The following is a 20,269-nucleotide window of genomic DNA, read 5'->3' as shown; positions in this document are numbered from 1 at the left end:
ATTAATAAATATAATAGAACTATTTTACTATATTACCACATATAAAAATCATATTAGCAGTCAACAAATCCAAGCAAACTTCTATGATGGATTGATCTTATGTATGTATTGGCAGGATTGCTTATATGCCGGAGAGCTCTCTATCTTGTTGCGGTCTTACTCCATACATTAACCTCTGCGTCAAGCTGTTTATACACGGTTTCCGCTTCCTTCACAAGCTGCATATCTCCTGATCTGGCCGCCAGGAGCAGCAGGTCATCCGCTTGCCTCCGGAGATGCTCGAAGTCCGTCTGCACAGAGCTTTTTGTCCGATGCAACACCGCTTCTTCCAGCAGTTTTTTTGTCTTCAGCAGCTCCAAATGCTTCTCTACATGGAAGCAGCATTTTTCTGACAACACATCCGTATGATGCGAATACTCCAAGCTGAGTTTTTTCAGTGGCAGCTCGCGGATCCGTTCTACCGGAGGCTGCTTGTATTGCCACTGCAGCCAGAGAGCCTCATGTATTCCCGCCGGTTTAGCTGCCATTGAGAATTCCAATGCGATAAATTTACGTGCCTTGGATTGTATTTTTCCAAGCCTTAGCAGTATAGAACGTCCTTCTCCGGCTTCTGCAGTGCAGCCATGACATTCAGTGAAGGTCACATGCGCCTCCAGCCAGATCCTAAGTTCAATCTCACGGGCTACCACCTTCCGGCTCTGCCTACGGGATTCTTCCTTCCCCGAAATCCCCTTCCACTCTATGAGCAGAATGACATTTTGGGTTCCGCCGGCAAAAATCCGTTCCTGGCTCCATGTAAATATGGGTTGAATACTTGCTTGCATATTTCCACCTCTTTCTTTTTTTGGGTCTTCTATTAATGTACCAATATTGGCGGACAACTCCTTGTCATGGAATATATGTTCGGTCCTATAATATCGACAAAAAAAGAGCCACTCCCCCTGTAAAGTAGAGTGCCTCTTTGCGAAAGCTCATTCTTTTGTCTAAAGATGGCGGAAGATTGCCATTATTTTAGTAGTTTGTCTGAGTAGCGTCTGCTCCGTTCCCCCTCGAAAAAGAACCCGAGTGCCCATTTTGCACACAGCAGCGAGAATACAAAGAACAGGAGTGCCCAGACAAAGGCAGGCAGAGGTGTAAGTCTTGCCAGATTGGTCGCATCGCCCGCACGGTCTGGTGTAATTGCCGCAGCTGAGACCAGAAACAGTGTACCCGTGACGGATTCCTCCAGGGTTAGAAAAGCCAGAAATAAATAATAATATTTGCCGGCCTTTGGCCAGACCAACAGCATCATGAGATTTAACAGGATGAATCCGCTTAGCCACAGCATTCCAAAGCCGCCCCGCACATACAGGACAAGCATGATCAGGGCCACGCCGGAGGCCATGATCAGCCCCCATGGATAGCGCCCTCTAGTATATAAATAGAATAGCAGGAGCGAGAATACAGACGCCAACAGGTAACCCGCAAGTGATACCAGAATCGCTTTTCCACCCGCTTCGATTGCCGAATAGGTAACTCCGCTGTGATCCGCGTACAGTTCAATCCGCAGCACTCTGCCCGAGAGCAACAGTGTCACCAGCGCATGGCCAAATTCATGGAACAGGGTATCCAGATTACGAAACAGCGAAGAGAACGGTATCCACCGGGTTAGAAGTGCAGAACCTGCAAGAAACAGCAGGGTTTTGAGCCATTTATTCATAACATGCAGCCCCTTTCCGTACAAAGTATACGTTAATTTAAGCGGAAACGGTAGACATCAGATACGCCTTTGCTGCCCACTTACAGGACTGTACCTTTTCAACCATGAAATAGAAACCATCAGGAGGCTTATGCGGTATTACTGATAGGTGGTTGTCATTCAGGAGAAATAACCCCTTAAACCGCCAAATCCGGCCCATCTTCGGCACCATATGCCGCGCGAATGTTGTCCTGCTATGCTAAAATAAAGAAGGAAGGCTAGCCTAATACAGGTGGTGATTTATAATGAAGCAAAAGGTAAAACGCACTTATGCCAAATTGTTGTCTTCAGCACTGCTGCTCCTGGGATTGTCAGTCATCTTTCCCGCTCCTGCGGCAAAAGCTAATTATATCAATGATATATACAATGGATTGCAGAGTTTCTCGGAGCTTCCCGGTGAGGTTAACAAGCTGCAGGAGAGTTATCAGCAAACGGCGGAGGAGCTTCAGCAGACGAAGGACGAGCTTGGGCAGACTAAAGACCAACTGGGCCAGACCCTGCAGCAGATGGCAGACTATCAAGCCCAGAACGCCGCTCTGCAGGAACAGAACCGCAAGCTTAGCCAAGTGGTCAATGAACTGAAAGATGATCGTACGGCCAGGGAAAAGTACTATAACCGGATCAAAAATACTATTTATACCGGAATTGCACTTGTACTCGGTTACTTCCTGATGATCCGGCTGCTGCGGCTGGGCATGCGCCACCGGTCCAGAAAAAGTGACCGCCTGGGTTAATGAGTACATGAGGGAGTGTAAAGGATGAACATTGATATCCAGGATGAAGGTGACAGCGGCAGCGGACAAGCCGTGGCCTTCACTGTAGAAGCGAACGAGGAGATCCATGTGCTGCATCCGCAGCAAATTATCGCATATCAAGGCCCTTCTTCAGGCCGTGCGGACCGGCTGATGGATGTCAAGGGAATGTACCGCAAACGCAAACTGATCCGTTCGGATATGACCGGACCCTGCCGCTTTGTAGCCGCTTTACCTCCCGGCTACCGCGTCAAGACCTTCCATCTGGACGGGAAAAGCGATTTGCTCTATGATTTCAGGCATTTGTTCTTCTACAGCAAAGGAATCACCATGCAGACAAGAGTGCTAAGCATGAAGAACATGTTTGTGACACGCGACATTATCAAGGTCAAGTTCTCCGGACCGGGGAGCATCGGTATTCTGACCGAAGGAACGGTATGTGAAGCCGAGCTGCATCCCTTCGATCCAATATACATTGATGCCGGCAGTATCATCGCTTATCCCGAAAATGCCAAGCTTGAACTGACAGTCTACGGCAATCACTTAGCCAGCCAGCATATGAGCTACCACTGGAAAATGACCGGTCACGGGCCGGTGATGTTTCAGGCTGGACGCCAAAGCCGCCGCTTCGAGCGTGACAATAATGAAGACGGCATTATCAAGCGGTTTCTGCGTGAAGCCATTCCTTTCGGCGGAGTCTTCATTAAGTAGCCCAGATGAGATTGCCTCTACACCCGCAAAAGAGCGCCCGCGAATTCACATCGCGCGGCGCTCTTTGTATATATTGCTATTATGCTCAAGCGATCGGGAAGCTCTCTTCACTTCCTCAGCTTCTGTATTATCCCATAAAAGCGTTCAGCATCCAGGAGGATTTCTCGACACTGCTTCTGATTCCAGTCAGCAGGTCGGCAGTAGGCTGATCGCTCAGTTCTTCTGCAGCTGAAATCGTGCTCTTCAGCTCTTCAGCCACAACAGCAAAGTCCTTAACCAGCTGAGCAACCATTTCCTTGGCTGTTTCACCGCCAACGGCTTCCTTAAGCTCAGACAGGGCTAAATATTGTGCCATGGTCGAGGCCGGTTGTCCACCAATAGCAAGCAGGCGTTCTGCCAGATCATCCACATATGTAGCTGCTTCGGTATACAGCTCTTCAAATTTGGCATGTAGCGTGAAGAATTGCGATCCGCTCACATACCAGTGATAGTGATGCAGCTTGACTCCAAGCAGTGTCCAATTTGCGGTTTGGCGGTTCAAGGCAGCGTGCAGTTCAGTCTGGCTTTTAATTTGTGTACTCATTCCAATACCCTCCTGTGACCTATATATATTATTTGTATTTAGACTCGTTCTAAATCTATATACAATTTAACACATTTCTCATTCTTTTGCAATCTGTTTTTAAACCATAGGAATATTGGATTCCGCCGCCTTACCTTTGCCGCTCCGGAAGATGGATCTCATCTCGTCTCGCTTGGATTTGGGGCTGAGCACATAGACTGTATCACCAGGCTCAATAACAGTACTCCCGTGCGGGGTCACGATACTTTTATTGCGGATGATGGCAGTAAAGAGAATATCATCGGGCAGCCCCATCTGTGCGATCTGCATACCGGCTATGGGCATATGCTTGTCGATGGCAATATGATTGAATTCGGAATCCGTCTTGCCGAGTGCCACCAGCTCCATTAGCGAAGGCTGGGCATCGTCTTTGCCAACCAGCTTCAGTCTGGAGGCCAACGGGGAAATGGTCGTTCCTTGAATGACTGCCGAGGTCAATACCACAAAGAATACTACATTGAAAAATAATTGCCCTTGGGGAAGCCCCGCCAGCAGCGGATAGGTCGCCAATACAATCGGTACCGCCCCGCGAAGTCCAGCCCAGGAGATCAGCGTTTTCTCCCGGAGCGAGAACCTGGAAAACAGCAGGCTTAGGAATACCCCCACCGGTCTTGCGACCAGCATGAGAATAACTGACAACAACAGGCCCTGCCAGGCAATCTCCGTCAGCTCATCAGGAAATACAAGCAGGCCCAGCAGTGTGAACATCGCGATTTGCATCATCCATGCAAAGCCGTGATTAAAATTCATGATGGTACGGTGATACATCAGCTCGGAGTTACCCAGAGTCAGACCCATGATGTATACCGCCAGAAGGCCGCTGCTGTGCACCGTCACTGCAAGGCCATAGGTCAATACAGCGAATCCTATTGCCATTACCGGATACAGCCCGGTGGAATCCAGATTAATCCGGTTTATCAAATAGACGGCAAGCTTCCCGACAGCAATCCCCATGAACAGGCCTATCCCCATTTCCCAGATAAAGGACAGCATGAGGCTCCAAACGGCTGTATTGGGATGCTGAATCCATTCAATTAACGATACCGTCAAAAAAACAGCCATCGGATCGTTACTTCCTGATTCTGCCTCCAGTGTAGAAGTCAGGCGCTTATCAATATTTTTGCCGCCGAGCACGGAGAACACGGCTGCCGCATCGGTGGAGCCCACGATCGCTCCGAACAGCAGGCTTTCAGCCCATGGCACATCCAGTACAAGTCTTGCGAATATTCCCACAATCGCTGTCGTCAGGAGCACTCCTACCGTAGCCAATGATAGCGCTGGTGCGATGATAGGCCGGATGTCCTTCATGCTGGTCTGCATACCGCCCTCAAACAAAATAACGATCAACGCAAAAATACCGGCTACTTGTGTCAATGAGGCATTGTTAAAAAAAACAAAGCGGCTGAGCACCATTCCCGCAGCGATGAACAGCACCAGCGCCGGCATGCCAAAACGTGTGGAGAATTTGGTGGAGAGCACACCCACCAGCATCAGCGCAGCCAGCACTAAAATAATATTGTCCGCAAGGTGAGTCATGTCTATGGTACCGCCTTTCTGGTAAGCAGTGGGCCTCCAAAGTAACCAATGCTGTATTCAGCTTTCCCAATTCGCAGTAAAAAACCCCAGTGGCTCTGTGAATCCACGGAGGTTATCCAGATGCTATTCTCTTGAGTATACCTGCATTTCTTGGATCGACCAGTAATTCCCGCCAGATCCGGTCTGCAATATCCGGATATATCTGGTTTTGACCGGGGCAAACACAATTTTGGTCATCTCCAGTTTTCCTTTACCCGAAACGATCATGTTCCAGTTCTTAGCATCATCCGAAATATATAGCTCATAGCCCCGGGGATAATCATACGAAGATAAGGTATAGTCCAAATCAACAGCTTCCACTGAATGTACTTGGCCAAGATCAATCTGAAAATATTCTCCCGATGCCTGGTGTTTGCCGGTATCCCAGCGAGTCCGCCTGTCTCCGTCAATGGCATTCGCCGGATTAGAGGCTTCCGTATTCACATTGGATGACACCTTCCAATCCGAACGGTCCAAAGGAACCAATCCAGTCGCGGTAATCTGAGTTTTTTCCGACATTACTTCTGAGCCCGCCACTCTTACCGCGTAAGTATATAGCGTGCCTTCATTCAGATTGCTATCTGTATACCCGGTATCGGTTATACCATTTGCAATCACTTTCATATCACTGCTTGAGCCCTCGGCCCGGAGCACTTCATAACTTGCTCCAGGGGCCTCCAGCCAGCTCAGCTTAACAGCCAGCCCTTTGACGGCTGCCGCGTTTAAGCCTTGAGGCGCAACGTCCGCTACCTCGGATGAGGGCTCCAGTATATACTGTACTGCCTCTCCTGGTGCGAGCGTTTCTGTAAATTCAAGAACAGGTGTAGCCTTTTTATCCGAAACGTAGCTTCGGGCTTCTTCATACGTATCGCCATTACCAAAGCGTTCGCCCTCATACACGGTTTTCTTAGGCATCGTCACCTTCACCGTAACGGTTTGCGGGGTTTCTTCGAAGTTCACAAAGTTCACCAGTACCTTGTTTGAGGTGGCCCCGCTACCCGCTAAAGGCTCAAGTGTAGAGGTATCTACCGCACGGACATAGACCAATTTGTCAGCTAACGCATTCTTATTGGTGATGTTATAGCTGAGCGGAGCACCGTGTGTTGCATAGGCCAGATCCAGCCGTCTCATGATACTGACCCGGGAATCCTCACCCTTCTTGGTATAATAGATTTCCGTTTTTGCCGGATCATGCTCTTCCAGATTAAAGCCGTATTTGAACAAACTAAAATTCTTGAAAAAAGCGGCATGCTGCACAAACATATCCGCATAACCGATATGAGCGCGCATAATCCGGTCAAACACCGCCGCCGTGCGCTCTGAGGCCCCGTATTGGTAAGCATCCACATGAGAGTCGGAGGTTCCGAACTCCGTCGTCAGCATTTTTTTGCGAAGTCCGTCCGCAGCTCCGCCAAAGGTTTTGAGATTCTCGGTAAAACTGCCTCCGTTGCTGAAAATATAGGACTCCCCGTAGGAATGTCCATTCGTCAGATCGGTGACTTTCTCCAGCTCCTCCCGCTGCTCCGGATCACGTTCCCAGCCGTCCGGATCGCCGCACTGGCGTGCCGTGCCCTTCTGATTTCCGCAGGAATCCTTACTGTAATTCGGCCAATAGGCCCAGCCTGGAGCTACGGTCTTCAGATGAGGGGCGATGGTCTTGCCTTTTTTGTTCAGCCATTCGGCAATAGCCAGGTTCACCGCCTTGGAACGGTTGAACAGCCCCGGCTCATTATCCACCTCATAATACTGGAAGTACGGGCTGTACTGTTCGAAATAATCGGTTAGCTTCTTCTCCGCATCATCCGGCAACGAGCCATCTTCCTTAAGCTTGATATCTCCGGTATACAGGTACAAAGCTACAGCCTGCATATTGTAATCTTTGAGGACCTTGTAATAATCCCCCATATTGGAACAGGAACGCCCCACATCGCTGGCACAGCTGGTGCGCATAATATTCCCGCTATAAGCTACTCCGAGCCACTTCATAATATAAGGCAGATGCGTAACCGCACCTTCGTCAAAATAAAACTGCTTATTGTTGACCATAGTGCCGGTCAGGGTGTAGCTGCCATGAATCGGCTCCTTGATCGGAGACTTCAGGGACTCCAGGCTGAGGTTGTCCCAGGTCCACCAGTTGTATTTATCCTCCATGTCAGAGGAATAAATTCCGCGCGCTACCTGCAGCTTCAGCTCATTGGTACCGGTAACCAGCTGCTCCTTCGGAATATACAGCTCATATGTTTTTTGGAAGGTATATTTGCTGTCCGTTCCGGAAACACCGGCGATCTGAATGATCCCCGAGAGCTGGCGGTTGGAGAACACGCTCATCTGCGGAACGGATTTGTATGCATCCAGGATGCTTACGCGAAATAAGACCCCGTTCAACGGGATCTTATCCAGCTTGTACGAAATCCGCAGTTCGGGATTGGTATCCCCCCTGAGTCCAGAAGGGATCTTCTGGAGTACAGAGGCTTTTTGAGCGGAAGAAGCGGCATTAACCGTTTCCTCCACATTCGCGGTGCCAGTCTCGGCAAATTCTCCAGCAGATCCATCATGCTGTCCCAGCTGCCAGAGCACTGTGCCCTCTGGCAGCTCCGGTCCCACATCACCCGCTGAGGATAGCTTGTTCATATCTACTTCCACCTTGCCCCTATTCGTTCCTTCATCTCCGAAGACAGAGACGGACAACAGAAACAAGACGGTCAGTGCTACGAATTTCAGCAGTATGTGAAGAGGCTTGTATGTTTTTTTCTTAGTCCTAGTTCTCATTCCCTTGTCCTCGCTTTCTTCCGGGGTGCGTGTTCAACTCTGTAAAGGCTGGTCTGCTTCGTTCATCAAGGAAAGGAAAGGGCGCTTGGGGAAATGACCGCACTCTTCTGGCTCGGACTTTCCCACATCAAACGGATGCTTGCATCTCCGCGGTTCTCGTAATACTCGACCTTAATGTCATAAGAGACTCCTGCGCTTAGCTGCATGCTTCCTTCGCGGCTGACACCACTTTGCTTCTTCCAGCTGTCGATGATTAGCTGGCCGCCGATCCATACACGTATGCCATCATCCGAGGAAGCAGTGAAGGTATACATCTCACTATAGCCTGCCTTAATTTTACCCGTCCAGCGAACGGAGAATGTGTCCTTATTAAGGCCCGCAGCCGGACCGTTTCCATGCCAGTTAAAATCAATCTTCTTGTCATTACGGATCAGTGCAGGCGTCCCTGAGAGTTCGGCATTGTTGAAATATTCTCCTGTTAAGCCCTTTTTGGCAATAACGGGCACCGGAGTGTTCGGTGTGGCGCTTAGGGATTCAATGTATTCCTTTCTCGAAACCGTGTACTTATCCGTCATAAAGCTTCGGATTTTCTGGAGGTCGTTTTTTTCAGTCAGCATTTTCCCCCATGTCATCGTATATACCCATTTACGCTGGGTTTGAGACAATGTGACAGGGTCTGGAAGCTCTCCACTCTCTCCTATGCCAATAGGCTTGCCATCAGCCAGATTGAGCAAATCTGAATAGTAGGACTGCTTGTAATCATTATTGTAGATATCTGCTGCCAATATATCCACCTTATCCGCCCCCGGGTAGTAGGCACTATAAGGATCTGCCCACTCATTCGGTGCATTCGGATTCCACACCCACAATAGATTATTTAGTTTATGCTTGTTGACCAAACGGTCGTAAGTGATGTCCCAGAGCTTGGAAAAGTTATCCTTTTGCCCCCACCAGAACCAGTTCCCGTTCATCTCGTGATATGGACGCCACAGGACAGGAACCCCTGCATCCCGCAATTCCCCCAGATAAACGGCAATCTCATCAAGGGAAGCAAGGAGGCTTTTGTATTGAGGGGTGCCCGGAGTTACGTAGGCATCGAACGCCTCCTGGCTAAGACTCGTGTGGACGTTCGCCCATTCAGGAGTTGTGCCGGGTAGATTCTGATGGAACGTCATTGCCACAATGCCGCCATCTTCATACCATTCGATAGCGCTATCCACAACACCCTGCCGCTGACGGGCAATAGTCCTCTCGGACTGGTTGTTGATCGCTCCAAGCTCATACCCATGCAAGACGGCATAATCCCCCGTTGCATTCTTCAGCTTGTTGTTGTATTCATCCGGGCTCTCCAGATAATCATGCTGCCCGGAAATCATGCCTTTCCCCCCCAGGTTAACCAGATAATTGAGCAGGCTGGCAGCTTCCTTCGAAGCCGCAGGATTCACTGGTGGAACTGCCTCCGCCTTCGCCTCCGCAGGAATGTCTATACTTCGTTCAACGGCAAGACTACGCACCTCACTCCATGGCAGCAGGGAAAGGATGAAAATAATAGGTATAATCGTAATAAAAAGCCGGTACTTACGGTAAGTGTTCAATGTAATCTCCTCTCTCCAGCCTCAAGTGCTGTATTGACGCTTATGGATGGTCTTCCCTCCAAGGGTTACACCAACCTGCGGCCATACAGACTAATAGCTTAGTAGCCCTGCTGTTTAGCAGGGCCATCGGACTTTTAGGATTTTAGAATTGTAACGTCTTAACCAGTATCGGCGTTCGGTGATGAATTCAGCAGTACTTTAGGAAGCGGAAGGAAGGAACAGTGCGCTGGCAGGGACCGTCCCTTTGACTTGACTTGGACTTTCCCACATCAGCCGCGCTCTTGCATCCCCTTGGTTCTCATAATACTCCACTTTGATATCATATAGTTGCCCGGCTTGCAGGCTTATGCTTCCTGTGCGTTCGGTCCCGCTCTGCTTCATCCAGCTGTCAATGACAAGAGTGTTATTGATCCAAACGCGGACACCATCATCTGATGTTGTATAAATCTGATAGGTTTCGCTATACAGCGGTTTGATCTTGCCACTCCATCTTACGGAAAAGAAATCAATGCCAATCGCAGTATCCGGTGTACCCAGCCGCCAGTTGAAGTCCAGCAAAGCATCGGTGCGTACAACTGCCGGAGCACCGGTCAACTGCATGTTATTAAAATATTCCGCCTGCAGTCCGTTTGCAGCAGGAGCCGCCGCTGTTAGAGCCGGCGTTGGTATCGGTGTTGGTGCCGGTGTTGGCACTGGCGTTGGTGTCGGTGTTGGCACCGGCGTTGGTGTCGGTGTTGGCACCGGCGTTGGTGTCGGTGTTGACACCGGTGTTGGTGTTGGTGTTGGCACCGGCGTTGGTGTCGGCACCGGCGTTGGCACCGGCGTTGGTGTCGGTGTTGACACCGGCGTTGGTGTCGGTGTTGGCACCGGCGTTGGCACCGGCGTTGATGCTTCTACAAGCGCCAACGATGTTTTGCTAACGCTGGTTGCTGACGTATTTACAAATAATGCGCTTGTTGGGACGGTCGCTTTGACCTGGCTTGCGCTTTGCCACATCAGACGGATGTTGGCATCGCCTGCATTCTCATAATATTCCACTCTGATATCATAGAGCTGTCCAGCCGTCATAGCGATACTTCCGATACGTTCAGTTCCGCTCTGCTTGGTCCAGCTGTCGATTACGGCTGTGCCGTTAATCCAGACACGGATACCATCGTCAGAAGTAGTGATAATCTGGTAGGTCTCGCTGTATAAAGGCTTGATTTTCCCTGTCCAGCGGGCCGAGACCCCATCTACCTTTATGGAGCTGTCCGGTGAGCCTTGACGCCAGTTGAAATTAAGCAGCGCGTCGTCACGTACCTTTGCAGGTGTGCCTGAAAGCGTCATGTTATTGTAATACTCTCCGTGAAGGCCATTCACAACAGGCGTTTGTACATTATCACCGGACGCCGGAGTGGTTATTGGCTTTACCGTTGCTGTAGGTAAAGGTACTGGTGTAGCAGTCGGCGTTGGCGTTGGCGTTGCTGTTGCAGTCGGCTTTGCAGTCGGTGTTGCAGTTGGCGTTGCCGTTGGTGTGGCAGTCGGAGCAGGTGTCTGCACTACCTCCGCTTTATATTCATTAAGCGATACTGTATAGCTGTCACTCATGAAATTTTTGATGGTATCTGTACTGTTATTCTCATAGAGCATTTTTCCCCAGTTCATCATGTATACCCATTTTCTCTGGGAAAGCTGGAGCTTGGCTGTACTTGGCATCTCACCATTTTCACCGATAGCAATGGGTTTGCCGTTGGCGAGACTCAACAGGTCGTCATAATACTTGTTCATATAATCATTGTTATATATATCTGCTGCAAGGATGTCTACCTTATCCGCTCCCGGATAGGTCAGTTCATATGGATCAGACCAGGCGTTGGGAGCATTCGGATTCCATACCCACAGCAGGTTGTTTAATTGATGAACGCCCACAAAGCGGTCATACATAATATTCCAAAGTTCTGCAAAATTGTTTTTCTTCCCCCACCAGAACCAGTTGCCGTTCATTTCATGGTAAGGTCTCCAAAGTACAGGAACGCCCGCGTCCCGCAAGCTTTTGAGTGAAACCGCCACTTTGTCCAGATCGGCGATGAGGCTGTTGTATTGGGCTGTTCCAGGTGTTACATACTTATTGAAGTCCTCTTGGCTGAGTGTCTTCTGCACATTGGACCACAGATAAGAAGTCCCTGGCAGTTGCTCATGGAAGGTCATAGCGACAATGCCGCCATTTTTATACCAGTTGATCGCACTGTTCACTACATTTTTGCGCTGAGTTGCTGCAGTACTTTCCGACTGGCCGCTGATCACACCAAGCTCGAAGCCATGGAGGGCAGCGAATTGTCCGCTGGTTCCCTTCAGTTTGTTGCTGAACTCATCCGGGCTCTCCAGGTAGTCATGCTGGCCTGTGATAATGCCTTTTCCGGAAATGGAGTACAGATTGTCAAGCAGCTTGACAGCTTCAGCTGAAGCATCCGGATTAACCGGTGCTGAAGAACTCGAAGCAGCTACGGTGGAAGGCGCAGCCCCCAAACCCAGTGGTACAACGGTCAACAACAGGGCAATAGTTACAATGGTGCACAGCAGACGCGACTTACGGTAAGTTGTCAAAATTCATCTTCCTTTCGGTAGCTAGGCTGCCACTCTTTCGAAGGCCCTATAGCTTTGCGTCCCTATCTTTCGATTAGGTTTGCCTTTTTCGTTTTGGAAGGATTTATCCCTCTTACCGTAAGTATCGTCTCTATTAATTTTTTAGTTTAGAGCATTAATGAATTTTTCTTAATAAATGGTTCTTAATACCTGTTTTGGATTTGACACAATTGGGTAAATAGATAATTTAGCCCTAGGTTTAGGCCCATCCTATACATCAACCGGGACGATTCAGTCGAATTTTACAGCGCGATCAGCGTTCCTATTTTAAGAAATGAATTGATGAAGAGCAATATCCTTCCAGTCCAGTGTGATGCGGATATTATCCTCTTCCACCAGCTCTGAACCGGTCTGCACCTCAATGAACTCTACATCGGTTAGCGCCAGGATTGCATGTTTTGTGCCTTCCGGTATGCGCACTACATCTCCCGCTTTCACATTATGCATCTTCTCATTCAGCACAATGCTGGCTTCCCCGCTGACAATCGTCCAGATTTCACTGCGTTTGTGATGCAGCTGGTAGCTGATGTTTTTACCTTCGGCTATGAAAATCCGCTTGGTCAGCACCTCGTTGCCCTCATCATATTTCACATAATCAATAACCTTATAGTGGCCCCAGCGGCGTTCCTCGTACATGGGTCTTTGTTCAAAAGACTTCAGCACTTCCTTAATCCGCGGGCTTTCGGCTTTGTGAGTGACCAGAATGCCATCCGGGCTGGCTGCGATGATTAAATCTTTCGCACCGATGACTGTAATCGGAATATCCAGTTCGTTGATCAGGCAGGTTCCTTCAGAATCGGCAGTCACGAACCCTTTACCCACGTGGTTGCTGCTCATTTCTTCTGTGAGGGTATTCCATGTGCCAAGATCCTTCCAGAAACCGGCGTAAGGCTGAACGACGATCTTCTCCTCTTTTTCTACCACTTCGTAGTCAAAACTGATGGAAGCCAGCAATTTATATTGCTTCTGCAGCTCCTCATAGTTCAAAGGCAGACCTTTACGCTGCAAAATATCCAGCAAATAACCCAAACGGAATGCAAATACTCCGCAGTTCCACAACGCGCCCTTGCTGATCAGTTCTTCAGCCTGTACACGGTCCGGCTTCTCCTGGAAATGGCTCACCTGCAGATAGCCGCTTGCCGCTGCCTCGTCACTGGTAGGAATAATATAGCCGTATTTCTCGGAAGCCAGCTCAGGAACAACCCCCATCAGCGCCAGGTTTGCGCCGCTTTGTTCCATCGTTGCTTCAAGCTGGACGACGGTGTCAAAAAATGATGCCTCCACATAAGGATCGACCGGCAAAATGGCCACTGTCTCGCTGGGAGACACTCCTGCCACGGAATACAGATAAGCTGCAGTCAAAGCGATGGCAGGGAAGGTATCCCGGCGTTCCGGCTCCACAATGATAGGCACCTCTGCGCCGAGCTGGCTCTGTATCATCTCCACTTGGCTGCGGCCGGTCGCAAGGTACGAGGATTCCGCCATCCCTGTCTCCTGCAGTTGTCTCCATACACGTTGTACCATGGATTCCGGCTCACCTGCCGGACTTTGCAGTACCTTCAGAAATTGCTTGGAACGTGAATCATTGGATAAAGGCCAGAGACGTTTACCAGAACCGCCAGATAGAAGTACCAGTTTCATAAGTGAACCCTCCTCATTTATGTGTTGTCGCGAAAATATCGGATTGTTATTGTGCGCTGCCGCTGGGTTTTGGAGCAGGTGGACAGGAATGTCACTGGCGCTATCTGCTATGTGACAATCCTTAAGGTCAACTGTTACGGAAGTCTCTGCAAGGAATGTTTGGACTTTCGGCCGCTGTTGTCTGCAGATTTCTTGATTTAAACCACTATTGGCGGTGGAAATCCGCAGACAAAGGCGGACGCTACGCTCCTACAGTTCCAAAATTCCTCTCCGTTCCATTCCTAGACAGCTTCCCAGGCAGCATTTTCACCGTAGCACGGCTACAGTGAATTCCTTTGACATTCAGCTCGCTTCACCCGCAGGCGAAGCGCCCTGCTAAAGATCCGGCATTGCCGCTTGTTTACGCGGCAGGCAAGAGCAAGCAAGAGCAGATAAGATCAAAGGATTAGACCGCTCCGGCTACGCTGGGGGAGTAGCCGCTCAGGCCCCCCATTTGCGGGCGGCCGACGGAATGGTATTCAAGGCCGGTGCCCTCGATCTGCTCCTTGGAGTACACGTTGCGGCCATCGATCAGCACCTGGCGGCGCATGCTCTCCGCAAGCTTATGCAGATCAATATCCTTGAACATGCTCCAGTCGGTCAGCAGGCATACTGCATCACTGCCTTCTGCCGCTTCTTCCGGCAGACCGCACCAGCGGAGCTGCGGATGATCGTACTGCTGTCTGAAGTTATCTGCAGCAATCGGATCATACAGCTTCACTATAGCGCCTTCGGCCACCAGTACCTCAACAATTTCAAGGGCGGGTGCTTCGCGTACATCATCGGTGTTCGGTTTGAAGGCCAGGCCCCATACACCGATCACTGCGCCACGCAGGTTGCCAAGGGATTCATGCAGCTTGGAGATAATCATGAACCGCTGCCCCTTGTTCACCTCGACTACGGATTTCAGCAGCTTGAACTCGTAATCCACGTTGCCCGCAATCTGGATCAGCGCATTGGTATCTTTCGGGAAACAGGAGCCTCCATAACCGATGCCGGCCTGCAGGAACGAGGAGCCGATTCTACGGTCCATCCCCATGCCTTCCGCCACCAGGGTTACATCAGCTCCCACTTTTTCGCAAATGTTGGCAATCTCGTTAATAAAGGAGATCTTGGTTGCCAGAAAAGCATTGGATGCATATTTGATCATTTCCGCACTGCGGATATCCGTTACGAACACATTTTCCGTGAAGCCCTGATGAAGCTGGCGCATCGTAGGCTCAAGCTCCGGGTTATCAAGTCCGATGACAATCCGGTCAGGATGGAGCGTATCGCGGATGGCTGAGCCTTCACGCAGGAATTCCGGAGCGGAGACGATATCGAAGGGATGACTCGTATGGGAAGCGATGATACCACGGATTTTCTCGTTCGTGCCAACAGGAACAGTTGACTTGGTCATGATAATTTTGTAGCCTTCCATCGCTTGAGCGACTTCTATGGCTGCACCTTCGATATATCTCAGATCCGCTTCGCCGCCCGGTAGTGAAGGTGTCCCTACAGCCAGAATGACGATATCGGAGCGTCTTACCGATTCCTGAAGATCGGAGGAGAAAGAAAGCCGGCCTTCACGCAAATTCATTTCTATCAGCGCTTCGATACCCGGCTCATAGATGGGGGATTCCATCCGGCCCAGCTTTTCAATCTTTTCCTCATCCTTATCCACGCAAATCACATGGTTCCCATTCAGTGTAAAACATACGCCAGATACAAGACCGACATAGCCGGTACCGATTACTGTCAGCTTCATACACTCATCCTCCTTTTAGAAAATTGACGTAGGCCTGTTCTACATACTGCTTGAACTGAACCATAAACGCCTGTTCATCGAATTTACGCGCATGACCCATAATCTGCCCAATGTCCCACGCGTAGGACTCCACTTCGTAAATGGCCTTAAGCAAATCATCAACTTCCTGATGCTGGAAGAATACGCCGTTGACATAGGGGACGATGGTATCCAGTGCCCCTCCGGCCTGATAGGCAATCACTGGTCTTCCTGCGGCATTCGCCTCAAGTGGCGTGATGCCAAAATCCTCTTCTCCGGGAAAAATGAACGCCCGGCACTTCGACATCAGGCCCGTAACCTCCGTATCCTCAAGCCGGCCCAGAAACGATACATTGTCTTTGGCCATGCCCTCCAGACGCTTGCGGTCCGGCCCGTCACCGACGATATAGAGCTTCAGACCGTTGCGGTTGAAGGCTTCCACCGCCAGATCAATCCGCTTGTAGGATACAAGCCGGGATACAATCAGGTAGTAATCGCCTATAGAGGACGAACTGCTGAAGCGTGCCGTGTTGATCGGTGGAAAAATCACATCCGCATCCCGGTGGTAATAATTCTGAATCCGCGTTTTTACTACGGACGAATTGGCAACGAACTGGTTTACATTCTTCGAAGTCCGCTGGTCCCAGTTCTTAAGGCGCTGCATGTAGACCTTGAGCAGTCTTTTGAACAATCCGGAATTCGATTGCCGCTCCATGTAGGTGTCATAGTCCCAGGCGAACCGCATCGGAGTATGACAGTAGCAAAGATGAAACGTAGACTCGGGCACCTGTATGCTTTTCATGAAAGCACTGCTGGAACTCAGGACGATATCATACCCGCGAAAGTCCAAATCACGGATGGCCATGGGATAAAGCGGCAGCACCCCTTTAAAATTGGTCTTCACTCCCGGGATTTTTTGCAGCCAGGAGGCCCGGATATCCGCGTCTTTGAGGTTGTCGGTCAGCCGGCTTCCGTTAAAAACCGTCGTGAAGATCGGAGCATCCGGATACATGTGGTGGAATACCTCCACTACTCTTTCCGCCCCGCCCATTTGGATTAAGTAATCGTGCGCTATCGCAATTTTCATGTGAATCATCCTCAAAGTTTTATGGAGCAGCATCATCAAGTAGTGAACGCATGGATGTATTAGTTCCTGATCGAGCTACAAGCTCTTGTCTTACATAAGGTCAGGTCGCTGCCAGCAAGCCTTTGTAGTAATCGACGATATCCTTGACCGTATTTTCGATGACAAAATGCTCTTTCACCCGTTTCATTCCACTATCCGCCATCCGTTTTCGCTCTTCGGGATGGTTCAGCATCCAGGTGATGGAGTCTGCAAGTACGACTGGGTCTCCAGGCTGGATCAGCATTCCCGTGACACCGGGAACCACAATCTCTACCGGCCCGCCTTCATTGGAGGCAATGACCGGAAGTCCAGCCGCCATGCCTTCGACAATCACCTGGCCAAACGGTTCAGGTGTAATCGAGGTGTGGATCAGCAAATCGGCTTTGTTCATTAGGCCTTGTATATCTTCCACATGACCCAGCAGGCTGACATTAGTCAGTTGATCCTGCTGCATCTTCTGAATTAACTCATTTTTGTATTCTTCTTCACCGAACAGGGCATCCCCGGCCAGCCAGAATTTCACCCGGCTATCGTTCTTAAAAGCCTTAGCCGCTTCCAGGACGATATGCTGGCCTTTCCAGTTCGCGAGCCGGCCTACCAGCAGAACGTTGAAATCCTTCTGGTCCCTTTTGCCGATGCCTTCACCAATTGCTTTGGCAAAAGCGGAATAGACAACCAGTGTCTTCTTCGTACGGGGTAGCTCCAGCGCATTTAACGTGGAATGCGAATTCGCAATGACACCGTTCGGCAGCAGGCGCGACATCAGCCGGATCGCCTTGGCGACAACCGGCTTGAGGTAAGGGGCGCCGATGTGATCCCGGATATGCCAGACCAGCGGCACACCGGCTTTTTTGGCGGCAACGGCTCCGTAGAATGCCGATTTCAGGGAATTGGTATGCACACAATCCACTTTCTCCTGCTTGAGGATGGGAGCCAGCTTGCGGCCATAGGACAGTAGTCCAAGCGCGGCAGCAGGTGCACCGAGATTGACGGCATTCCGTCCGCGGTTGCGGATGCTTTCATCCATCGGGATGACGCGCACATCAATGCCTTTCTCCCGGAGACGTTCGGCAAGTGTTCCTTCTTCAGCGAGGATCACGAGCGGTTCAATCTCTTCACCGATATTGGTGAGGATGTTGAACAGCGCAACCTCTCCGCCGCTCCATTTGGCGGTGTGATCGATATAAGCGACTTTTAGCATCCTGCAGCCACACCCTTTCCCAACGTTTCAAGGAATACGGATTCTACTTGGTCGCCTACATGCTGCCAGGTATACTTCTCGAGCACATGGTTTCTGCATTCGTCACGGCCCGGCAGCAGCTTACGGTTACTCAGCATGTGAATCATGCCTTCCGCCATATCATCACTGGATGAACCCTTGAACAGCAGCTCCGGCCGGAAGCCCTGCAGAATTTCTTTGTTGCCGCCTACAGGAGTCGCCATAACGGGAAGTCCGGAGGACAATGACTCGACGGTGATGAGTCCGAACCCTTCCAGTGCCTGGGATGGAACCACGAACATGTCCGCTGCCTGATAATAAGAGGCTAGTTCATGGTCAGGAATATATCCCAGCAGCCTTACTTTGTTGCCGAGTCCGTAGTCTGCAATTTTCTCCTCCAGCTCTCCGCGCAGCGGGCCTTTGCCGCCAATCAGCAGAATTGCATTCGGGAAACGCTCGGCGACCTGCTTCCAGGCCTCCAGCAGCTGTAAAAGCCCCATCCGGTTCATCAGGCGTCTCACCGTTAGAACGGTGGTTGCTCCCTCTGGAAGATTCAGTGTCCGCCGGATCGCCAGCCGGTTCGTAGCAGGGATGAAGCGGTCTACATTAGCAGCACCAGGGATCACTGTGATCTTATGCAGCGGCACCCCGTGCAGGCTGTGCAGCATGTCGCGGAAGTATTCGCTGAGTACGATGAATCTGTCCGCAAGCTTATAGGCTTTATGTTCAATCGATTTGGCAATGGTTGTTTTGACCCGGTGTTTGATTCCTTGACCTTCGATCTTCATCTCTTCATTCCACGGACCATGGAAGGTCATCACCACAGGAATGCCGCGTTTCTTGGCTTCGAGCGCCGGGCCAATTCCATAAGGTGCAAAGTGGGAATAGAGAATATCTATACGTCCGCTTCCATTCCCCATCAGATCCGCTGCCTTACGCTGGAACGCATCCTTGCGCTTCCAAATGGTCTGCTTGGGGTCGCCGGCGTTGTGGATAATCAGCTCTTTGGCGGTGGCAGGCGTCTCTTGACTGCAGATCAGCGCGTGCACCTTGTTGCGTGAAGAGAGCTGCTCACAGACGGATTTGAAATACGTGTTGAGTCCGCCTGGCTGTAAAGAGGGCCAGCTAAGGCCAGTAGTCATAATGTTCAATCCGTCACTGTACGGCATAGCTTCTCTCCCCTTTTTTCTCTTTTTCCGCCTGACCCAGTGCATTATGCCGGGCCAGCTTGCCGGAGCTGTTCAGTTCGTAATGCTTGAAGCCGACCATGAATTCATACATCACCCAGAATATGGATACTGCAAACCCTGAAATCCCTTTTTTGTACAGACCATGCAGGAAATATTTCTGTAAAAAGCGAGCCGGCGGGCGAATCAGCAAGCGGCTGATCTTAAAGGGCTTGCCGCTGGCATAAGCCGTTTGTGCTTCCAGATCGGTATATTTGTTAAAGCGGGCGACATGGTCATTGATGCTGCGGAAGCCCTGATGCCAGAGTATTCCGTTCAGCTTGACCGTCTTTTCCTCTGGTACCTCAGGTATTTCATGCACCAGACTGTTGCGGATGGCATATGCCGTGCGGTTATAGAGACGCACCAGGTATTCACCTTTATCCAGCCACTTGCCCAGAAAATCACCGATCCGGTACAGCGAGAACGCTACTTCCCTGTCTGTAAGTCCCGGCTTGCGGTCCAGAATGTCCTGCGCCAGCTCATCGCTGACCACTTCGTCGGTATCAATCAGGAAGACCCAATCATGGACGGCGCGTTCCACTCCGAATTCCCTTTGTTTCGCGTATCCGGGCCATGGGTTAACGAACACCCGGCAGTCCAAGCTTTCGGCGAGTTGCACCGTCCCGTCTTTGCTCCCTCCGTCGATTACAACCACCTCATCGGCGAATAGTCGGCAGGACTGAATTGCTTTGGATATTCGAACTTCGTCATCCTGAGCAATGATGACAGCGGATATCGGGTAACTGCCCGGGCTGCCAAGCACGCTTTTCACTGAATCCATGAAGGTATCCTCCTTTTCAGTCCGGTGTTTGTCGTCAATTCGAGAAATGTTTGGGCTTCCGATCGCTGTTGTCTTCTGATTTCTT

The 20,269-nt window shown here is 50.4% G+C and carries 15 protein-coding genes and 1 riboswitch; of the genes, 2 read left to right on the top strand and 13 right to left on the bottom strand.

Annotated elements, in window-relative coordinates:
• Positions 1 to 140: 140 nt before the first annotated feature.
• Positions 141 to 824 carry a hypothetical protein gene (locus A3844_RS24935; RefSeq protein ID WP_074101821.1) on the bottom strand — a complete coding sequence of 228 codons (684 nt, stop codon included), beginning with the start codon at positions 822 to 824 and terminating at the stop codon, positions 141 to 143.
• Between the two features lie 182 nt (positions 825 to 1,006).
• Positions 1,007 to 1,699: a M50 family metallopeptidase gene (locus tag A3844_RS24930; RefSeq protein ID WP_074083082.1), complete on the bottom strand. Its 693-nt coding sequence runs from the start codon at positions 1,697 to 1,699 to the stop codon at positions 1,007 to 1,009.
• A gap of 284 nt (positions 1,700 to 1,983) precedes the next feature.
• On the opposite strand from A3844_RS24930, the gene A3844_RS24925 reads away from it, so the two are divergent.
• Together A3844_RS24925 and A3844_RS24920 are read left to right on the top strand one after the other, a co-directional pair.
• Positions 1,984 to 2,472, top strand: a complete 489-nt coding sequence (locus A3844_RS24925) for a hypothetical protein (protein WP_074101822.1) — start codon at positions 1,984 to 1,986, stop codon at positions 2,470 to 2,472.
• 24 nt (positions 2,473 to 2,496) lie between these two features.
• Positions 2,497 to 3,201 carry an AIM24 family protein gene (locus A3844_RS24920; RefSeq protein WP_074083078.1) on the top strand — a complete coding sequence of 235 codons (705 nt, stop codon included), beginning with the start codon at positions 2,497 to 2,499 and terminating at the stop codon, positions 3,199 to 3,201.
• Between the two features lie 127 nt (positions 3,202 to 3,328).
• On the opposite strand, the gene A3844_RS24915 is transcribed toward A3844_RS24920, so the two are convergent.
• The 11 genes from A3844_RS24915 to A3844_RS24845 all read right to left on the bottom strand — a co-directional run bounded on the left by A3844_RS24915 (position 3,329) and on the right by A3844_RS24845 (position 20,184).
• Entirely contained in the window at positions 3,329 to 3,784 is a 456-nt protein-coding gene (locus tag A3844_RS24915) for a Dps family protein (protein WP_074083076.1), read from the bottom strand.
• Positions 3,785 to 3,883: 99 nt separating this feature from the next.
• Positions 3,884 to 5,359, bottom strand: a complete 1,476-nt coding sequence (locus A3844_RS24910) for a potassium/proton antiporter (protein WP_074108767.1) — start codon at positions 5,357 to 5,359, stop codon at positions 3,884 to 3,886.
• A 123-nt stretch (positions 5,360 to 5,482) separates the two neighbouring features.
• Positions 5,483 to 8,167 (bottom strand): discoidin domain-containing protein, encoded by a 2,685-nt coding sequence (locus A3844_RS24905; protein ID WP_425270623.1) that lies wholly within the window; start codon positions 8,165 to 8,167, stop codon positions 5,483 to 5,485.
• A gap of 65 nt (positions 8,168 to 8,232) precedes the next feature.
• Positions 8,233 to 9,762, bottom strand: coding sequence for a glycosyl hydrolase (locus A3844_RS24900; RefSeq protein ID WP_074101824.1), 1,530 nt, complete (start codon positions 9,760 to 9,762; stop codon positions 8,233 to 8,235).
• Positions 9,763 to 9,960: 198 nt separating this feature from the next.
• Positions 9,961 to 12,345, bottom strand: coding sequence for a glycosyl hydrolase (locus A3844_RS32040; RefSeq protein WP_244169848.1), 2,385 nt, complete (start codon positions 12,343 to 12,345; stop codon positions 9,961 to 9,963).
• 13 nt (positions 12,346 to 12,358) lie between these two features.
• A riboswitch (cyclic di-GMP riboswitch) is annotated at positions 12,359 to 12,439 on the bottom strand.
• Positions 12,440 to 12,651: 212 nt separating this feature from the next.
• Positions 12,652 to 14,025: a sugar phosphate nucleotidyltransferase gene (locus A3844_RS24870; RefSeq protein ID WP_074083068.1), complete on the bottom strand. Its 1,374-nt coding sequence runs from the start codon at positions 14,023 to 14,025 to the stop codon at positions 12,652 to 12,654.
• A 445-nt stretch (positions 14,026 to 14,470) separates the two neighbouring features.
• The gene (locus tag A3844_RS24865) at positions 14,471 to 15,811 is read right to left on the bottom strand and encodes a UDP-glucose dehydrogenase family protein (RefSeq protein WP_074083066.1); all 1,341 of its coding nucleotides are present in this window, start codon (positions 15,809 to 15,811) and stop codon (positions 14,471 to 14,473) included.
• Between the two features lie 4 nt (positions 15,812 to 15,815).
• Positions 15,816 to 16,916, bottom strand: a complete 1,101-nt coding sequence (locus A3844_RS24860; protein WP_074083064.1) for a glycosyltransferase — start codon at positions 16,914 to 16,916, stop codon at positions 15,816 to 15,818.
• A gap of 100 nt (positions 16,917 to 17,016) precedes the next feature.
• Complete coding sequence (locus A3844_RS24855; protein WP_074108765.1) at positions 17,017 to 18,156, bottom strand: glycosyltransferase family 4 protein; 1,140 nt, start codon at positions 18,154 to 18,156, stop codon at positions 17,017 to 17,019.
• Positions 18,150 to 19,343 carry a glycosyltransferase family 4 protein gene (locus A3844_RS24850; RefSeq protein ID WP_074083058.1) on the bottom strand — a complete coding sequence of 398 codons (1,194 nt, stop codon included), beginning with the start codon at positions 19,341 to 19,343 and terminating at the stop codon, positions 18,150 to 18,152. Before A3844_RS24850 ends, A3844_RS24855 begins: the two co-directional genes overlap by 7 nt.
• Positions 19,330 to 20,184, bottom strand: a complete 855-nt coding sequence (locus A3844_RS24845) for a glycosyltransferase family 2 protein (RefSeq protein ID WP_074083054.1) — start codon at positions 20,182 to 20,184, stop codon at positions 19,330 to 19,332. Before A3844_RS24845 ends, A3844_RS24850 begins: the two co-directional genes overlap by 14 nt.
• Between the last annotated feature and the right edge of the window lie 85 nt (positions 20,185 to 20,269).

The organism is Paenibacillus helianthi, from assembly GCF_001909055.1.
Classification (GTDB): Bacteria; Bacillota; Bacilli; order Paenibacillales; family Paenibacillaceae; genus Paenibacillus_AQ; species Paenibacillus_AQ helianthi.
Note: the sequence above shows the minus strand (reverse complement) of the source record. Positions and strands in the feature narration are given on the sequence as shown.